17 protein-coding genes are annotated in these 18,948 nt (G+C 41.8%); 2 read left to right on the top strand and 15 right to left on the bottom strand.

The window, feature by feature from the left end; translation table 11 throughout:
* Position 1: 1 nt before the first annotated feature.
* The 14 genes from rsgA to ACSVDJ_RS06665 form a co-directional block, all read right to left on the bottom strand.
* Positions 2–883 carry a ribosome small subunit-dependent GTPase A gene (rsgA, locus tag ACSVDJ_RS06730; RefSeq protein WP_439169275.1) on the bottom strand — a complete coding sequence of 294 codons (882 nt, stop codon included), beginning with the start codon at positions 881–883 and terminating at the stop codon, positions 2–4.
* The gene (gene pknB, locus ACSVDJ_RS06725; RefSeq protein WP_439169276.1) at positions 883–2,862 is read right to left on the bottom strand and encodes a Stk1 family PASTA domain-containing Ser/Thr kinase; all 1,980 of its coding nucleotides are present in this window, start codon (positions 2,860–2,862) and stop codon (positions 883–885) included. The genes rsgA and pknB overlap by 1 nt, the downstream gene beginning before the upstream one ends.
* A gap of 8 nt (positions 2,863–2,870) precedes the next feature.
* Positions 2,871–3,620, bottom strand: a complete 750-nt coding sequence (locus tag ACSVDJ_RS06720) for a Stp1/IreP family PP2C-type Ser/Thr phosphatase (RefSeq protein WP_439169277.1) — start codon at positions 3,618–3,620, stop codon at positions 2,871–2,873.
* 6 nt (positions 3,621–3,626) lie between these two features.
* The gene (rlmN, locus tag ACSVDJ_RS06715) at positions 3,627–4,718 is read right to left on the bottom strand and encodes a dual-specificity RNA methyltransferase RlmN (RefSeq protein ID WP_439169278.1); all 1,092 of its coding nucleotides are present in this window, start codon (positions 4,716–4,718) and stop codon (positions 3,627–3,629) included.
* A 2-nt stretch (positions 4,719–4,720) separates the two neighbouring features.
* On the bottom strand, positions 4,721–6,058 hold the full coding sequence (gene rsmB, locus ACSVDJ_RS06710; protein WP_439169279.1) for a 16S rRNA (cytosine(967)-C(5))-methyltransferase RsmB: 1,338 nt from the start codon (positions 6,056–6,058) through the stop codon (positions 4,721–4,723).
* Between the two features lies 1 nt (position 6,059).
* The gene (fmt, locus tag ACSVDJ_RS06705) at positions 6,060–7,004 is read right to left on the bottom strand and encodes a methionyl-tRNA formyltransferase (protein ID WP_439169280.1); all 945 of its coding nucleotides are present in this window, start codon (positions 7,002–7,004) and stop codon (positions 6,060–6,062) included.
* The gene (def, locus tag ACSVDJ_RS06700; RefSeq protein ID WP_439169281.1) at positions 7,001–7,486 is read right to left on the bottom strand and encodes a peptide deformylase; all 486 of its coding nucleotides are present in this window, start codon (positions 7,484–7,486) and stop codon (positions 7,001–7,003) included. The genes fmt and def overlap by 4 nt, the downstream gene beginning before the upstream one ends.
* Positions 7,487–7,522: 36 nt before the next feature.
* Entirely contained in the window at positions 7,523–9,934 is a 2,412-nt protein-coding gene (priA, locus tag ACSVDJ_RS06695) for a primosomal protein N' (protein ID WP_439169282.1), read from the bottom strand.
* Positions 9,925–11,145, bottom strand: coding sequence for a bifunctional phosphopantothenoylcysteine decarboxylase/phosphopantothenate--cysteine ligase CoaBC (gene coaBC, locus ACSVDJ_RS06690; RefSeq protein WP_439169283.1), 1,221 nt, complete (start codon positions 11,143–11,145; stop codon positions 9,925–9,927). Before coaBC ends, priA begins: the two co-directional genes overlap by 10 nt.
* Before the next feature lie 178 nt (positions 11,146–11,323).
* Positions 11,324–11,551 (bottom strand): DNA-directed RNA polymerase subunit omega, encoded by a 228-nt coding sequence (rpoZ, locus tag ACSVDJ_RS06685; protein ID WP_094833864.1) that lies wholly within the window; start codon positions 11,549–11,551, stop codon positions 11,324–11,326.
* A 1-nt stretch (position 11,552) separates the two neighbouring features.
* Complete coding sequence (gene gmk / locus ACSVDJ_RS06680) at positions 11,553–12,167, bottom strand: guanylate kinase (RefSeq protein ID WP_439169284.1); 615 nt, start codon at positions 12,165–12,167, stop codon at positions 11,553–11,555.
* Positions 12,168–12,175: 8 nt separating this feature from the next.
* Positions 12,176–12,439 carry an extracellular matrix/biofilm regulator RemA gene (remA, locus tag ACSVDJ_RS06675; protein WP_094833866.1) on the bottom strand — a complete coding sequence of 88 codons (264 nt, stop codon included), beginning with the start codon at positions 12,437–12,439 and terminating at the stop codon, positions 12,176–12,178.
* Between the two features lie 40 nt (positions 12,440–12,479).
* On the bottom strand, positions 12,480–13,355 hold the full coding sequence (locus ACSVDJ_RS06670) for a YicC/YloC family endoribonuclease (RefSeq protein ID WP_439169319.1): 876 nt from the start codon (positions 13,353–13,355) through the stop codon (positions 12,480–12,482).
* Positions 13,356–13,430: 75 nt separating this feature from the next.
* On the bottom strand, positions 13,431–16,103 hold the full coding sequence (locus ACSVDJ_RS06665) for a cation-translocating P-type ATPase (RefSeq protein ID WP_439169285.1): 2,673 nt from the start codon (positions 16,101–16,103) through the stop codon (positions 13,431–13,433).
* 131 nt (positions 16,104–16,234) lie between these two features.
* On the opposite strand from ACSVDJ_RS06665, the gene ACSVDJ_RS06660 reads away from it, so the two are divergent.
* Positions 16,235–17,947 carry an Rqc2 family fibronectin-binding protein gene (locus ACSVDJ_RS06660; RefSeq protein ID WP_439169287.1) on the top strand — a complete coding sequence of 571 codons (1,713 nt, stop codon included), beginning with the start codon at positions 16,235–16,237 and terminating at the stop codon, positions 17,945–17,947.
* A 61-nt stretch (positions 17,948–18,008) separates the two neighbouring features.
* Positions 18,009–18,227 carry a DUF3986 family protein gene (locus ACSVDJ_RS06655; RefSeq protein WP_439169320.1) on the top strand — a complete coding sequence of 73 codons (219 nt, stop codon included), beginning with the start codon at positions 18,009–18,011 and terminating at the stop codon, positions 18,225–18,227.
* Between the two features lie 97 nt (positions 18,228–18,324).
* On the opposite strand, the gene pyrE is transcribed toward ACSVDJ_RS06655, so the two are convergent.
* Entirely contained in the window at positions 18,325–18,948 is a 624-nt protein-coding gene (gene pyrE / locus ACSVDJ_RS06650; RefSeq protein ID WP_439169288.1) for an orotate phosphoribosyltransferase, read from the bottom strand.

The raw sequence follows: 18,948 nt of genomic DNA, 5'->3' as shown, positions 1-18,948 counted from the left end.
ATTAATACCTCGGCTTTCTCTCTTTTATTTCTTCCATGAACTGCAAATAATGATCATAGCGGTAAGCGGGAAGGTCGCCATGTTCAATCGCCTGTTTAACAGCACATTTTGGTTCATTCGCATGTAAACAGCCTCTAAATTTACATTCTTGGCTAAGCTTGACCATTTCAGGAAAACAAAACGGCAAATCTTCTACCTCTATCTCTGTAAACTCTAACGAACTAAAGCCTGGTGTATCAGCAACAAGACCGTTGTCCACATGAATTAATTCCACATGTCTTGTCGTATGCTTCCCACGCCCAAGAGAATCCGATATCTCATCGGTTTTCAATCCAAGCTCTGGGCGAAGAGCATTAAGCAAGGATGATTTCCCCACTCCTGACTGACCGGCAAACACAGACGTTTTTCCTTGCAGAAAAGAACGAACCTCTTCTAAATTCGTTTCCTCTTCGGAAGAAGTTACGACCACACGATAACCAAAAGCTCGATATTGTTCAGCGAATTGCTGAATCGCTTCCGCTTGTTGCTCGGTTAACAAGTCCATTTTCGTAATACAAATAATCGGTTCAATTTGCTTCGATTCAATTAATACTAGAAAACGGTCTAATAAAGCGGTACTAAAATCTGGACGAACAGCTGAGAACACAAGAATCGCTTGATCGACATTGGCAATAGGCGGTCTAACGAGTTCATTTTTTCTGTCTTGAACAGCTAGAATATATCCCTCTTGGTCATTGTCTGCTTGGTATTCTACATAATCACCAACGAGTGGTGATACTTTCTTTTTGCGAAAATTCCCTCGCCCTCGGCATTGAACAAGACGTTCACCATCTAAAACATAATAGAAACCGCTTAGAGCTTTAATAATCTTTCCTGCTGGCATTACATTCCTCCTTGGTTCTCTCCCTCATTTTCTGGGTATGGGATGGTTTCATCAAAAATCACCCGTTGATCACGAATTACTTTATAGCCTGCTTTACTCCCTTTAGAAACAATAAATTCCAATGTTTTCTTCGTTTCCTCTTGAATCGAAAATACTTCATAAGGCTCGGTCATGCTGTGATTCATATCTTCAATATATATTTGCACTTCTTGAGGAGTTCCGAATTCATCCGGCTCATATGGAATCGTAATTTCTTTCGTCACAGTGACTGGTGGAATTTCTCTTGCTCCTTTTGAAAGCACCACTTCCACTTTGTCTCCTTTTTCTAGCTTCGTCCCTCGCCCTGGCGTTTGCGATAAAACGAGTCCTTGTCCGATCTTATCTGAATACTCTTCACTAGCAATGACAATATTTAATCCTGTAGACTCGGCATAATCCTTTAAGCTTTTTTCGTTATATTCCGTCAAGTCAATTAATGAAATTTTCTCCGGGCCTAGACTAACGGTAAAGGATAATTCCGTCTCTTCTGGAATGACTTCGTCCGACGCTTCAGGATTTTGGTCAATAATCGTTCCAGCTTCACTTTCATCATAGACGCTTTCTTTACGAATCTCCTTAAATTCATGCTTATCGAGTGATTTAGCTACTTCTTCGTATCGTTTACCTTCGTAATCATCGAGCGTAAATGTTTCTTTTCCACTACTTATATAAATATTGATGTTTGATCCTTCTTGAGCGATTCGTCCTGCACGAGGATTTGTTTTAATAACCTTTCCTTCAGGAATTTCATCGCTAAATTGCTCATGCGTTTCCTTCACAACGAAGCCGCTTGTTACTAATTCTGACACCGCTTCATCTAATTTCTTCTCGTTAACATCTGGAATTTCTATTTCTTGTGGCCCTAGCATACTAGGAACTAACACCGCCACTAACCCGCCTAAAACAATAAGAAAAGACATAATTAACAACATAATTGGCCATTTTCTTTTCGGTTTCTTGTCCGCAGATTCACTAGTCACCACTTCTTGTTGCGATTCAGGTGTTGGTCGAATCATTGTCGTTTGCGTATTTTCTGTTTGCTCTATCTGTTTAATAACCGGTAGTGCTTTCGTTTCATCTTCATCCAGCGGCACTGTAAACTTTGGCTCACTGGCTCGTTCAGGACCAAGCGCCGTTGATAAGTCCTGCTCCATATCTTCTAACGAATGGTAGCGATGAAATGGATCTTTCGCCGTTGCTTTTAACACGACATTCTCCACGCTTTGCGGAATAGATGGATTCCACCTTTTCAGCGAAGGCGTTTCCGTTTGCAAATGCTTCAACGCAACCGAAACAGCCGACTCACCTGAAAAAGGCAATTGTCCAGCTAATAATTCAAACATCACAATCCCAAGAGCATAAATATCTGATTTTTTCGTTGCCATACCACCACGCGCTTGCTCTGGAGATATGTAGTGAACAGAGCCTAACACCGCATTTGTTTGAGTAATGGAGGTAGCACTTAACGCCATGGCAATACCGAAGTCAGTAATTTTCACATTCCCGTTAGCATCTACTAAAATATTTTGTGGCTTAATATCACGGTGAATAATAGAGTTATGATGAGCAAAAGCCATCGCTGCTGAAAGTTGCTTCATAATATCGATCGCTTTTTCTATCGGGATCGGTGAAAATTGCTGAATATATTGCTTTAACGTCATGCCCTCGACATACTCCATGACGATATAATTAATCCCTTCTTCTTCACCAACATCAAAAATATTAACGATGTTTGGATGAACAAGGCTCGTAGCTGACTGCGCCTCCCTTTGAAAGCGGCGAAGAAACTCTTCTTCATTGGCAAAATCTAAGCGCAATACTTTAATCGCTACTTCCCGCTCTAGGATCACGTCCTTCGCTAAATAGACATTCGCCATGCCACCGCCGCCAATCATTTTAATGATTTTATAGCGGCCATTTAATCGCTTTCCTATTAGCATTCTCTTACTCACCCACTTTCAAGGCCAGCAGAATGTTTGAGAATCACAAGTGTAATATTGTCTTCCCCACCTTTTTCGTTTGCCAATTGAATAAATGAATCGGCTTTTTCTAATAAGGAAAGGTCATTGTTCAAAATTGCTTGCATTTCTTGCTGTGCCAGTTTGTTAGATAAGCCATCTGAACAAAGAAGCATATAATCTCCTTGTTCAAAGGTAATGGTGTGATAGTCAACCGTTACATGTGCATTCGTACCGAGAGCACGAGTTAGCACATTTTTCCGGGGATGGTGTTCTGCTTCTTCTTTCGTAATCTCTCCTGATTTGACGAGCTCATTCACAAGCGAGTGATCGTCTGTCACTTGTTTAAAGCCATCATCATTGAGTAGATAACAGCGGCTGTCTCCGATATTGGCAATCGTACAAAAATTAGTCGTGCATAAGGCCGCAACAAGCGTTGTCCCCATTCCATTGCATTCTGGATGATTGTTTGCATGGGACAAAATTTGCTCATTGATCTGACCGATCGTCGATTCCAACCATTGTTCGGCCTGAGTGGCACTTTCAATTTTGTCTACACTTTTCCACATCGACTTCATTGACTCAATTGTGAGTTGGCTCGCAATATCACCAGCGTTATGACCACCCATGCCATCTGCTACGATGGCCAGGTAGTCATTGGCTGCATTGATAAATACACCACCATTATCTTCATTATGAGCTCGAATTCGGCCTTTATCTGTCCGAAAGACGGAATCCATCTTTACTCACCTCGTTTCTTCTTTTCGCTCTTTAGCCCGAAGCTGGCCACAGGCGGCATCAATGTCGTGACCGTGTTCGCGGCGGATCGTGACGTTAACTCCGTGGTTTTTCAATGTCTTTTCAAATTCAAAAATTTGATTTTTTGGTGTTCGGACGTAATCACGTTCAGGGACGTAATTAACTGGAATTAAGTTGACATGACATTTGATTCCCTTGATTAATCGAGCAAGCTCTTCTGCATGCTCGACGGAATCATTTTCCCCACCGAACAAACCATACTCAAAGCTGACTCTTCGTCCTGTTTTATCGATGTAATAACGAACGGCTTCCATTAAATCAGCGAGTTTGTACGCTTTATTGATTGGCATTAATTTTGTTCGTAATTCATTGTTAGCTGCGTGCAAAGAAATGGCAAAATTGATTTGCATATTCTCATCAGCAAATTTGTAGATTTTCGGAATGATTCCACTAGTGGATACCGTAATATGGCGAGCACCGATATTGAGCCCTTTGTCATGATTGATGATTTTTAAGAAAGCAAGCATTTGATCGTAGTTATCAAATGGCTCACCGATTCCCATAATGACAACGGAGCTTACGCGTTCTTCGCTTTCATCAAGTGCCTGCTGAACCTTTACCACTTGAGCGACAATTTCTCCTGCCTCTAAGTGACGCTTTAATCCTCCAAGGGTAGAGGCGCAAAATGTACAGCCAATCCGGCATCCTACTTGAGTCGTAACACATACAGAATTGCCATATTCATGACGCATTAAAACCGTTTCAATGGAATAGCCATCATGAAGCTCAAATAAAAATTTGATCGTTCCATCTGCCGACTCTTGCTGGATAAGTGTTTTTAATGTAGTGAGCGTGAAATGGGCGGCTAGCTTCTCTCTTAATGCTACAGATACATTCGACATATCTTCAAAAGTAGCTACTCTTTTCTTATATAACCAATCAAAAATTTGTTCTGCCCGAAATGGCTGTTCCTTTTGTTCCTTTAACCAATCTTTCAAATCTGCCAGCTGCAAAGAATAAATCGATGGGAGCTGCGGCTCGTTTGCTGATGAATCTTTTTGTGATTTTGTCTGCTCCATTATTATACCTTCTTTCTAAATTTACTGATAAAGAACCCATCTCCGCCAAAGTCTTGCGGAAATACTTGTAACATATGATCCGTTGTTAATGCTTGAATCTTAGGAGGTAAATGATCCAATGCCACTGGTTCGAACTCAGAGTTAGAAGCTAGAAATTTCGCTACTGTCCCTTCGTTTTCTTCACGATCGACCGTACATGTACTATACACAAGCACTCCGCCTTTTTTTAACAGTGGTGTGACTGCCTGTAAAATAGCTAATTGCACGTTTTGCAAAGCAAGAAGGTCTTCTTCCTTCTTAGCGTATTTAATATCCGGCTTTCTGCGAAGAACGCCAAGGCCAGAGCAAGGAGCATCGACTAAAATCCGATCAAAGCTTTCTTTTGGAAACATCTCTCCTGCTTTTCGACTATCAAGCGCTTGTGCTTCCACATTTTCTAACCCTAGTCTTTCAGTATTTTCTTTAATTAATTTAATTTTATGTTCATGTAAATCAAGGGCGATGACCTTCCCTGTCTGTTGCAGCTTTTCTGCTATATGCGTCGTTTTCCCTCCAGGAGCTGCACAGGAATCGAGTATCGCTTGATCTTGATGAATATCAAGTGCATAAGCAACAATCATCGAGCTTTCATCTTGAATCGTAGCCAGTCCTTTTGCAAACACTTCCGAGCGAGCGATGTTGCCTTTCAAAATTCGGATCGCTTCTGGAATAAATGGACTCGGTTCTACTTGAAATCCCTCTTCTTGTAACTTTTGAACCACTTCATCTCGACTGGCTTTCGTTGCGTTTACCCGAATCGTTTGCACTGGTGCAATTAAGTTCAGTTCACACATCGCTTTCGTTTTTTCAGCTCCAAATTGGGCCACCCATCTTTGAACTAGCCACAGAGGATGACTGGTCGCGATCGAGATGCGTTCTGCCTCATCTGTAATTTGACCCAAATCCTGCAATCCTTCTCGCTGAACCGAACGAAGCACTCCGTTAACTAAACCGCTAATCCCTTTATGCCCTCTTGTCTTTGCAATTTCAACCGCTTCATGAATAACTGCTCGCTCCGGCACTTTATCGAGATAAACTATTTGATAAACCGACATACGTAACAGCTGTTTCACCCACGGCTCAATTTTCTTCTTCAAAAACGGAGCTAAATAAAAATCAAGCGTCATTTTTCGTTGGATCGTACCGTAAGCGATCTCCGTTAGTAGAGCAGCATCTCTTCCTGAAAGGGCATTTTTTTCTATCGCTGAATGCAGTAACAGATTGCTGTAGGAATGATTTTTCTCTACTGATTGTAACAAATCGAGTGCAATTTCACGCACTTGTTTTTTCTTGTTTGTCATCCTATTCTCCTAACTGCTTGCCGATCGGTAAATCTGCACCGGCTCCTCGTAAATACTGCTGGGCAGACATTCTCTTTTTCCCTGAAGGTTGTAATTCTGTCACTTTAATCGCTGTTTCATTTCCTGTCGCCACGATAAAGCCATCATCTTCAATGGAAAGGATCGTACCCGCTGGCGCTTCTTTATTAGTAGCGACCTTTTCTCCCCACCAAATTTTCATTACTTTTCCATCTAGCTGTGTATAAGCGACTGGCCACGGATGAAGTCCACGAATATGGTTATAGATTTCTTCCCCATTTTTTGACCAATCAACCTTTTCTTGCTCTCTTTTAATATTAGAAGCAAATGTGGCTTGCTGCTCATCTTGTTTAATTGGCTGAATTTCACCTGCTAATAATTTAGGAAGCGTGTCTGATAGTAGCTTAGAGCCAATCGCACTCAACTTATCATGCAAGCTGCCGACATGATCCGTCTCTTCTATTATGACCTCCGCTTGACTAATGATATCCCCAGCATCTAATTTTTCCGCCATATACATAATCGTGATCCCCGTCTTTTCTTTTCCTTGTAGAATGGAATAATGAACCGGGGCGCCACCGCGCAACTCAGGAAGCAAAGAGGCATGAACATTGATGCATCCATGTTTCGGGGCTTCTAATAGCTTCTTCGGTAACAGTTGTCCATAAGCAGCCGTCACAATAACATCGGGCTGTAAATCAATGATTTGTTGAAGCTCTTCTGATGAGCGTAGTTTTTCGGGTTGAAAGACGGGAATGTCATGCTTTAACGCTTCTTCTTTCACCGGAGGCGGAGTCAACACCCGCTTTCTTCCCACTGGACGGTCTGGTTGTGTCACCACCGCTTGAATATGATAACCATCTTGAATTAACGTTTGTAATACAGGGACAGAAAAATCAGGTGTGCCCATAAAGACAATATTCGTCATTCTGCTCCCTCCTTTTCTAATTGTTCTTCTGAAATATATTCCTCTACTTTTGACGTAAATAATACACCATGTAAATGGTCGATTTCATGCAAGAGCGCTCTTGCTAAAAAGTCGCGTGCTTCGATTAAGAAATAGCGCCCTTTTATATCTTGCGCCTTCACTTTGACATAAGAAGGTCGAGTCACATACCCATATAACCCAGGAAAGCTAAGACACCCTTCTACATCTGTCTGTTTTCCTTTTTCCTCTACAACAACGGGGTTAATTAAGGTAATTAAGCCATTCTCGTCTTCTACATCGACAACCGCTACTTGCAGATCGACACCAACTTGCGGAGCAGCTAGTCCGACTCCGTCTGCTTCAATCATCGTTTCATGCATATCATTCACTAGCTTTTTTAACTTTTTATTAAACTCCGTTACACGTGCGCACTCTTTTTCAAGAATATTAGCTGGAGCCTCTACAATCGGTAAATAGGCCAAACAACATCCTCCTTAATCTTCTTGTAACATTTCACTTTACATCATGATAAATGGATTGACATCTATAGCTACTTGTAAATGCTTATCTTTATGTTGTTTCGTGTAATGCTCCAATATCGTTTTTAATCCTTCATTTAGTTTCGGTTCCCGTTTGTATTTTATCAAACATTGATAACGATATCTATCATTGATCCGCGGAATGGGAGAGGCGACTGGACCAAGAATAATCGCTGATCGAGACAATTGAGATCGTAAATAATCCGCAATTTTTTCGGTAATCGATGAAGCCGTGAGCACATCATAATGACTTACCGTCACTAACGCTAAAAAGTAAAAAGGTGGGTAATGCCCCATCTTGCGAATCATCATTTCCTGTTGATAAAATTGATCGTAATCTTGCGCTCCAGCCAACTGAATGCTGTAATGCTCTGGTGTATACGTTTGAATGACTACTTCCCCTTGAAGCTCGTGACGACCGGCGCGCCCACTTACTTGCGTCAACAATTGAAACGTCTTTTCCGATGCGCGAAAATCTGGAATATGAAGCATCGTATCAGCCGTAAGGACGCCGACGAGCGTAATATTAGGGAAATCTAATCCTTTCGCAATCATTTGTGTCCCTAATAAAATATCAGCTTTGCCCTCTTCAAATTGCCGCAGTAGCTTTTCATGAGCGCCCTTTTTGCTCGTTGTATCCACATCCATTCGGATCACTTTCGCATGAGGTAATAGCTTCCCAAGCTCTTCTTCTACTTTTTGGGTTCCTGTTCCGAAATAGCGGATATGCTCACTATTACATTCTGGACAGGTGTTTGGAACCGGCTCTTCATAGCCACAATAATGGCATTTCATCTGATGACGATAGCGATGATATGTTAAAGAAATATCACAATGAGGACAACCAGATACGTACCCACAATCGCGACACATAATAAAGGAAGAATGACCGCGCTTATTTAAAAATAGCACCGTTTGTTCACCTTTTTGCAATCGGTCCTCTAGCTTTTCAAATAAAGACCTAGAAAACATCGACCGATTCCCATCTCTTAGCTCCTCGCGCATATCGACAATTTCAACTTCCGGCAACGCTTGATCATTCATCCGTTTCGATAAAGTCAGCAGTTTGTATACTCCCTTTTGCGCACGAGCAAAGCTTTCTAACGCCGGAGTAGCACTACCTAAAATCACCGGACAATGATAATGTTGTGCTCGCTTAATGGCCGTTTCCCTTGCATGATAACGAGGGTTCTCCTCTTGTTTATAACTCGTTTCGTGCTCTTCATCGATAATAATAATGCCAAGGTTTTCAAAAGGAGCAAAAATAGCTGACCGCGCACCGACGACCACCTTCACTTCCTTGCGCTGGATTTTTCGCCATTCATCATACTTCTCTCCAGTCGATAAGCCGCTATGCAAAACAGCAACATCATCCCCAAAGCGCCCTTTAAAACGGTAAACCATTTGCGGAGTAAGCGATATTTCCGGAACTAGCACAATCGCTTCCTTCCCTTTTTCAAGCACTTTTTGAATCGATTGCAAGTAAATTTCTGTCTTTCCACTGCCGGTCACTCCATACAGTAAAAAGGTGTCATGCTGCTCTTGTTCAATCGATTGCAGAACAGGAATGATCGCTTTCTCTTGTAATTCTGTTAACGGCAATGGTTCCGTTTTTTGAAACTCACGATTTTCATAAGGGTCTCGATACATTTCCTGCTTTGTCTCTACTATGAGACCCTTTTCAATTAAACTCTTTAACGTCGCACTCGAAGCACCACTTGCCTCCATCACTTCTTTCGCTGACACAAATGTAGATGCTTGCTGGATTAAATAGTCTAGAACGAGCTTTTGTTTCAGTGCATTCGCTGGAAGCTTATCTACATATTCTTTGCTTTGATCCGCGGGAAGTGCACAGCCAATCATGCGAATCATTTTTTTGTTGCCTTTACTTTTCACTTTATACACTAACTCAATCCGATCAGCTTTTACCTCTTGACGAAAAACCGTCAGTAGCCCTGCTTTTGCGACCTCTTCCCACCCAATCTCTGTTCGCTGTTGAAATAACTCGACTACTTCTTCTGTCGCTGGCTCTTTCCCATCAATGAAACGAAACACTTTTTCGTATTTCGCCTTCATCGCCGCCGGTAGCATCACTTGATAGGCAGATATTTTAAAGCATAACGTCGTTTCCGTTAACCAATCGGCAAGCTCTAATAATTCTGTATTTAACACGGGCAATAAATCCATCGGCTCAATTAGCGGCTTTAACTTATCTACTTCCGAACGATTCTTCACCTCTGTCACAAAACCTTGAATATGTCTCGGCCCAAAAGGCACAATGACCCTCATACCAGGTGCGATTATCCCAGACCATTGATCTGGAATGAAATAGTCAAATGAACGATCCGTTTGCATAGCTGCTACGTCGACGATGACGCTCGCTACTTGCATTCGATCTCACCCTTTGTTAATTCAGCAACCGCCTCTGCCAAAATCTCATAGGCTGCCTCTTTTTTCGTCATTAAGTCTAACTCTTTTTTTGAGCCATCTTTTTTGTAAATTGTAATAATGTTTGTATCCCCACCAAAACCAGCTCCTGTGGCTTTCACATTATTAGCCACAATCATATCGGCATTTTTCACTTCGAGCTTTCGCTTGGCGTATTCTTCTACGCGATCGGTTTCAGCGGCAAATCCGATCAGTAATTGATGTGTTTTCTCTTGTCCTAATGTTTTTAAAATATCTTTTGTCCGCTCCATTTCAAGGACGAGGTCGCCTTCTTTTTTCTTCATTTTGTCAGAGTGAACCATTTTCGGGCGGTAATCCGCAACGGCGGCTGTTTTAATCACAATATCTGCTTCTTGAAATTTCGCCATCACCGCTTGATACATCTCTTCTGCATTTTGCACTTGAGTAAATTGAACCCCCGTTGGTTTCGGTAGTGACACCGGTCCAGAAATCAACTCCACATTCGCTCCTAGCTCTCTAGCTACTTCGGCCAGAGCATAGCCCATCTTTCCTGATGAATGATTCGTTAAAAATCGAACAGGATCAATCGCTTCTCTCGTCGGACCCGCTGTGATCACCACGTTCTTCCCTTTCAAAGGCTGATGCTCTTTCTTTTGAAAAAATTGATCGATTAACGTAACGATTTTCTCCGGTTCTTCCAGACGACCTTTTCCTACATAGCCGCAGGCAAGATATCCTTCACTCGGCTCCACGAATTGATAGCCAAAACTCGCTAACGTGTCAATATTCCGTTTAACGGCAGGATGATCATACATATGAACATTCATCGCTGGAGCAATCCAGACAGGAGCAGTTGAGGCGAGAATCGTCGTCGAAATCATCTCATCTGCTAATCCATTGGCTAGCTTCCCGATCATATTCGCTGTAGCCGGTGCCACTAAAATCAAATCGGCCCAGTCAGCTAAATCAATGTGAGCAATCACTTCCGGATGCTTTTCATCAAATGTGTCTGTATAAACATCATGTCGAGACAAGGCTTGAAAGGTAAGAGGTGTCACAAATTTTTGAGCAGAAGAAGACATAATCACCTTCACTAAAGCTCCACCTTGAGTCAATTTGCTCGTTAAAGCAGCTGCTTTATAAACAGCAATTCCGCCAGTTACACACAATAGTATTTTCTTTCCATTTAACATAGAAAAAACCTCCAATTATTAAAAAGGATCGGCCTCATTTGAATGAAAAAATAAGGTGTCCCAAAAGCAAAGAGCCAGGCACCTCCACCGCCATATATAGTTAATGAAGCCACTATACGTTTAGCTTTAAAGTGGAGAAGCCAGGCACTTAAGGGACACCCTCTTCGTTCAGTTTACATTACACTTCGTCAGAGTATGTTTCGTTGACATCCTTTTCTTTCATAGACAATTTATCGGCATAAATTTCTTCTAGCGCTCTCCCCACAAATTTGTGAGAAACATAAGAATCAAGCATTTGAGTCGTGCTATTTTCTTGTAAGCTGCGAGCACGCTTTGCTGCGACACTAACTAATGAGTATTTTGAATCAATTTTAGTTAAAAGATTATCGATTGATGGGTATAACATATTATTCACTCTCCAACATTTTTTGATAACGGTGCTGCACTCGCTCTAAGCGACAATGTTCTGCCACAATGATTGATTGAATACGACTACAAGCCTTTTCTACTTCATCATTTTCAACGACGTAATCATAAAGCTCCATCATTTCAATTTCCTTGCGAGCTTTCTCCATTCGCCCTTGAATGACTTCATCGCTTTCTGTCCCGCGATTGGTGATTCGGCTATGAAGAACAGAAAGACTTGGCGGCGCTAAGAAAATAAATAGACCTTCCGGGAACTTTTCACGAACTTGTTTAGCTCCTTGCACTTCAATTTCTAAGAAAATATCTTTTCCAGCATCTAAGGTTTCACGCACATAATCAACTGGCGTTCCATAATAATTGCCAACAAACTCAGCATATTCAAGCAGCTTCCCTTCAGAGATTAGCTGTTCAAACTCTTCTCTCGATTTAAAGAAATAATCCACTCCGTCTACTTCTCCTTCGCGGGGAGCACGAGTGGTCATTGAGATGGAATATTCAAAGTTTAAATCGGACTGTGAAAAAATCTCTTTTCTGACGGTTCCTTTCCCCACACCTGAAGGTCCTGATAAGACAATCAGTAACCCTTTTTCTTTCATAACGTTCCCTACCCTTCTTCTGTCTCTTCCTCTTTCGAAACGATGCGCTGAGCAACCGTTTCTGGCTGAACAGCGGATAAGATCACATGATCACTATCCGTCATAATTACCGCTCTCGTTCTTCTTCCATACGTAGCATCTATCAATGTTCCACGATCCCTTGCATCTTGCACGAGCCGTTTAATTGGCGCAGATTCCGGGCTGACAATAGAAATGATTCGATTGGCAGAAACAATGTTTCCAAAACCTATATTGATCAATCGAATGGACATAAATTCCCCCCAAACTATAGCTTAACAGCTTGCTCTGACGTTATTCGATATTTTGAACTTGCTCTCTCATTTTTTCAAGAGTTGTTTTAAGTTCAACAACAGCGGAACTAATCTTTGAATCATTCGCTTTCGAACCTATTGTATTCACTTCTCGATTCATCTCTTGAATCATAAAGTCGAGCTTACGACCAATGGGCTCCGATAACTCCAGCGTCTGCTGAAATTGTTGTATATGACTATCAAGCCGAGTACACTCCTCATGAATATCTGATTTCTCAGAAAAGATCGCTACCTCTGTTAAGATTCGATCTTGATCAAATGGAGTGGCTGTCAGTTCTGTTAATCTTCGTTCAAGTCGATGACGATATGATTGTATGACTAACGGAGCGAACCGCTTCACTTCGTTGAGCCTTTGTTCCAGGCTGTTCAGTAAGCGTACTAGATCTTTCTTTAGCTCAGCTCCCTCAACGAACCTCATGTCATGAAGATGTTCGACCGCCTGCTCAACCGCTTTAAGAACAAGCTGTTCCACCACAATGTTCTCTTCTTCATTCTCCTCGATTGTAATGAAATCCGGACGTTGTAGCAAATCTTTTAATTCTGGCTGGCCTGCGAGTTGATATTTATCCGAAATCACTTCCATCAATTGAATGTATTCTTCAATAAGCGTCCAATCGGCTTGGAGCGTTCGATGAATGAATCCCTCACCGTCGATCGTAATAAACAGCTCCACTCGACCTCTATGTATATATTGTGCCAATTTCTTCTTTATTTTATCTTCTATTTTCATTAATTGTCTGGGCATTCGTATTTGAAATTCACTGAAACGGTGGTTCACTGACTTCATTTCGACCGTTATTACGTGATTGGCTGATTTAAGTTTACTTCTGCCAAACCCCGTCATACTTTTAACCATCAGCCACTCACTTCCCATTCAAAAAAATAAAAGGCAATAGAGGTTGCTCTACTACCTTTTTCATTGTACCATATTTCATCGGCTTTTTCTTGCAAAAAATGAACCCGCTAACAAAAATGTTGGGATCGCTGACATCCCGATGATCAGCAACCATTCTCTCATTTGTAACGGCACGGTATGGAAAATCGGCTGTAAGCTCGGCATATAAATAACCGCGACCATTAATAAAAAAGACGACAGAACAGCGACGATCAAATGTACATTTCCAAATGGATTTCTAGCTAACACGGAATGCTCGCTTCTGCAATCAAATACATGTATGAGCTGAGCCGTCACTAACGTAGCAAAGGCGACTGTTTGAGCATAAGCGAGATGATTCGGATGCTCGTTTAACGTGATCATAAAAGCCGCTAATGTCACAGCCCCGATCAAAAATCCTCGAGAAATGATTTTCCATCCTAACCCTCTAGCAAACACGCCTTCTTTCGGATGCCTTGGCGGCCGTTTCATCACATCTTCTTCTGATCGATCCATCCCTAGCGCTAACGCAGGTAAACCATCGGTCACTAAATTAACCCATAGTATTTGAATTGGCACTAGCGGGAGCGGAAGAGCTAACAGCATCGCAAATAGCATCACTAATATCTCCCCGACATTCGAAGCTAATAAATAGCGAATAAACTTACGAATATTTTCATATATACTTCTTCCTTCCTCGACCGCTGCTTTAATCGTCGCAAAATGATCATCTGCTAACACTAAAGAAGATGCCTCTTTTGCCACGTCTGTGCCAGTGATCCCCATCGATATCCCAATATCAGCCGCCTTAATAGCTGGTGCATCATTGACCCCATCACCAGTCATTGCTACGATATGACCATTTTTCTGTAGCGCTTTGACGATTTTTAATTTATCTTCTGGGGAAACCCTTGCATAGACGGTCGTCGTTTCCGCTGCCTTCGCTAGCTCGACATCTGTCATTTGACTTAGCGCCTGTCCATCCAATATTTTCGATGCCTCTTTTGCGATGCCTAAATCAGCCGCAATCGCCGCAGCCGTTTGAGCATGATCGCCCGTGATCATCACCGTTTTAATTCCAGCTTGCTTGCATTCAGTGATCGCTTGCTTTACTTCTTTACGTGGAGGATCGATCATCCCTTGTAGCCCGATAAATGTTAGACCATCTTCTACACCTGTTCCTTTGCCGTTTACAGAAGAAATTGGTTTATAGGCAATGGCAATCATCCGAAGCGCTCGAGAGGCTAATGAGTCCATCGCAGCTTCTGTTTGCTCACGATAGTCCTTTGTCAACAACTGCTTTTGATCTTCCCATAAAATATAATGACTACGGCGCATTAATACATCCGGTGCTCCTTTCGTTACCGCAAACCGTTGTCCTTTGGAATCTCTCACAATGACTGTCATCATTTTTCTCGTGGAATCGAAGGGAATCTCCTCTTCAATCACGAACTGAGAAGAAAGATGATTGCGGCTTAATCCTGCTTTTAAGGCCGCCGTCACTAACGCACCTTCCGTTGGGTCTCCTTGAACGATATATTCTTTCTCCTTCTCTTTGATTTCCGCATGATTACATAACAATCCAAATGTCAGCAACTGATACAAACTTTTTTCAGAGGATGCTGGCACTTCCCGCTGATCCTCAAAAAATTTCCCTTTAGGTTCATACCCCTTGCCACTGATGAGCCAGTGCTTTCCCCCACTCCATACATCGGTGACCGTCATTTGATTTTGCGTCATCGTCCCTGTTTTATCGGAACAAATAATCGTTGTACATCCTAACGTCTCAACAGCAGATAACTTCCTAACAATTGCTTTTTGTTTAATCATCCGTTGAACACCTAACGACAACGCCACCGTCACAATGGCCGGCAACCCTTCAGGAATCGCGGCGACTGCTAAAGACACACCTGCGAGTAGCATCGTATATAGTTCATGCCCTTGCCAAACTCCGAGAATAACAACTAGCATCGTTAATAAGAGAGCGGCGACAATTAAATATTTTCCAAGCTGTTCTAAGCGGCGCTGCAACGGCGTTTCTGTCTTTCCAGCTTGCTGTAGCATCGCAGCAATATTCCCCATCGCTGTTTTCATCCCAATAGCTGTGACCACACCGACTCCATTTCCACGTGTGATCAACGTCCCCATAAACGCCATATTTTTCAAATCAGCAAGGGCGATCGCTTCTCCCTGCATTGGCGACGCATGCTTCTCCACAGGTACGGATTCTCCCGTCATCGACGATTCTTCAATTTCTAAATTGACCGCTTCTAAAAGCCTCACATCCGCTCCAATCCGATCGCCAGCGGAAAATTTCAAAATATCGCCTGGAACAATTTCTTTAGAAGCGGTTTTCACCCACTCGTTATCTCTCAATACAAGCGCTTGTGGAGCAGATAATTCCTTCAACGCTTGGAGTGACTTTTCTGCTTTTCTTTCTTGTAAAAAACCTAATACCCCATTAATAAAAATAATCGCAAGGATCGCGATCGAATCAATATATTCACCCATTATCGCTGATATAACCGTTGCCACCACTAACACAAACACCATAAAATCATTAAATTGCTGGAAGAAAACAAGCCAAGCAGAAGGAAGCTTGGCCTCTTGTAATTCATTAAACCCCGAATGCTTCCTCCTTTTTGACACCTCTTCCTTTGTTAATCCGCGCTGAACGCTCGTTTGAAGCTGGCTTTCAACCTCCTCTTGTTTCAGCTGATGAAAATTCATCTACTCACTCCCCTTAGCGAACAAACTTGTCCTTCTCATAGCAAGATTATTCAGTGAAACGCAAAAACATGATATGATTTGAATAAGTTTTTGAAAGCAGGAAATTTATATGAAGAAAAGGAAGACAGCCTATGTCATTTGACGGTTTATTTACAAGAGCAATTACAAAAGAATTACGAGAACAGCTACAAGGTGGCCGTGTGAATAAAATTCATCAACCATACAAAAATGAAACAGTGTTAGTGATTCGTGCTAAAGGAGGCAACCATAAGCTACTATTATCTGCCCATCCTAGCTATGCGCGCGTTCAGCTTACAAATGAAGCCTATGAAAACCCGCAAGAGCCTCCACTTTTTTGTATGATGATGAGAAAACATTTAGAAGGAGCGGTACTAGAGGATATTCAACAAGTAGGCCTCGATCGATTGCTCATTTTTGAGTTCAAAGGTAAAAATGAGATTGGAGATATATCTTACAAACAGCTATTTGTCGAAATTATGGGACGACATAGCAATATTGTCCTTGTCGACAAGCAAAAAGGAACGATTATCGATAGCATTAAACATATATCAGCAGCTGTAAATAGCTATCGTTCGATTTTGCCCGGATATGAGTACATCGCTCCTCCTGAACAACATAAAACCAATCCATTAGAGGCCGATACAGAAGAAGTGTTGCGAAACATCGACTTTAATAGCGGTCGTCTCGACCGGCAGCTTGTGTCTAGCTTTGCTGGACTCTCTCCGCTGATAGCGAAAGAAATTATTTCGACATGTGGCATGGCGAATCACGACACGCTTCCAAATGCGTTTGTGAACGAAATGAGCACGATCAAGCAGCATCAATATACGCCAACGTTCATTGAACAGGAGCAAAAGTCATTTTTTTATATGAAAGATTTGAGTCATTTAGCAGGAGAAAGAAAAATCTTCGCTACCTTGAGTGAATTGCTCGATCGTTACTATGTCGGCAAAGCGGCACGCGATCGAGTGAAACAGCAAGCGAATGATCTCGAACGATTCATTAAAAATGAAAAAGAGAAAAACGAAACAAAATTAGGGAAGCTACAACGCACGCTTCAAGAAGCCGAAAATGCCGATCAGTTTCAGCTGATGGGAGAGCTGCTAACTGCTCATTTATATGCGGTGGAAAAAGGAATGACAGAAATTGAAGTCGTTAACTACTACGATGAAGAAGGTGGAAAAATAACGATTGCACTCGATCCGAGAAAAATCCCTTCGGAAAATGCGCAGAAATATTTCTCTAAATATCAAAAAGCGAAAAATGCCATCTTAGTTGTAAAGGAGCAAATTGACAAAACAAACGAAGAAATCCTTTATTTCGATAACTTGCTCCAACAACTTGAATCCGCTTCGCCAAAAGACATTGAAGAAATACGAGAAGAACTAGCTGAGGAAGGATATATTAAATTAAAAGCGACAAAAAAGAAAAAGCCCGCCAATAAAAAACCTGACATTGAAACGTTTACTGCCAGTGACGGCACTTTGCTATTTGTCGGCAAAAATAATAAACAAAATGATTATTTAACGAATAAGTTCGCTCGCCGCGATGAAATTTGGCTGCACACGAAAGACATCCCTGGCTCCCATGTCCTCATCCGTAGCGAAGAACCGTCCGAGCAAACAATTTTGGAAGCGGCGAACCTCGCTGCCTATTTTAGTAAAGCAAAAGCTTCTAGTTCTGTCCCAGTCGACTTCACAAAAGTGAGACACGTCAAAAAGCCGAACGGCGCCAAACCGGGCTTTGTTATTTACGATAATCAACAAACCGTCTACGTCACACCGAATGAAGACTTAGTGTTAAAGATGAAAAGTACGAAATAGACTAATGGCTGGGGCTACATGATCATTGTAATCAGTTTTTAAGGAGTTAAGTAGTGAAGTGATGAAATTTGATGAAAAATACCATTTAAATGTAGGATATTATGAAGATGGGTATGATTTAGAGGCTGTATTTTTTAAAGTGAAAGATGAGGAGCACTATCAAAAATATGAGGATTTTGGTCTGTTGATCAATCAGTCTAACATTAAAGAAGATGATATGACTTATGAATATGGCGCACTACTCTTCAAAAAGTTTCTAAAAGAAAAAAATATTATATAACTTAATACCAAGGAATGAGGCTGCTCAGAAAGTCATGAAAACTGATTTTCTGAGCAGCCTCTTGTTTTCCTAAAAAGAAGACACTTTTTATTCCCTATTAACGCCAGTCGCCAGGGTTTTCCTGCCACTTACGCAATGTTTCAAGGTCGCTTTCTTGTACATATTGTTTCTCTGCCGCGACTTTGATTAAAGTAGAGTATTCACTTAAACTGTGAGAAGAGACGTTAGTAGCGGCTAACTTTTCTTTGCCAGCTTCTAATTCATATGTAAAGATTGACACGATTCCGAGCACTTCACAGCCTGCTTCACGCAAAGCCTCAACAGCCGTTACCGCACTTCCACCAGTAGAGATTAAGTCTTCAACTACGACGACTTTCGTTCCCTGCTCCGCTTTTCCTTCGATTTGATTACCTTTTCCATGTCCCTTTGCTTTAGAGCGCACATAGCACATTGGGAGATCCATTTCATCGCTCACCCAAGCCGCATGAGGAATACCAGCTGTCGCCGTTCCTGCAATCAATTGCGCTTCTGGATAATGCTCTTGAATCAATGACACAAGTCCCTTAGCGATCGTCTTTCTCACTTCTGGGTAAGATAGCGTTAAACGATTATCGCAGTAAATGGGCGATTGAATGCCTGAAGACCATGTAAACGGCTCATTCGGCTGCAAAAATACCGCCTTAATTTCTAATAATTGTTCTGCAATTTGTTTATTTAACAT

The organism is Bacillus sp. Hm123, from assembly GCF_051842975.2.
Lineage (GTDB): Bacteria > Bacillota > Bacilli > Bacillales > Domibacillaceae > Bacillus_CE.
The sequence above is the reverse complement of the archived record's forward strand: the minus strand, read 5'-3'. Positions and strand labels throughout refer to the sequence as shown.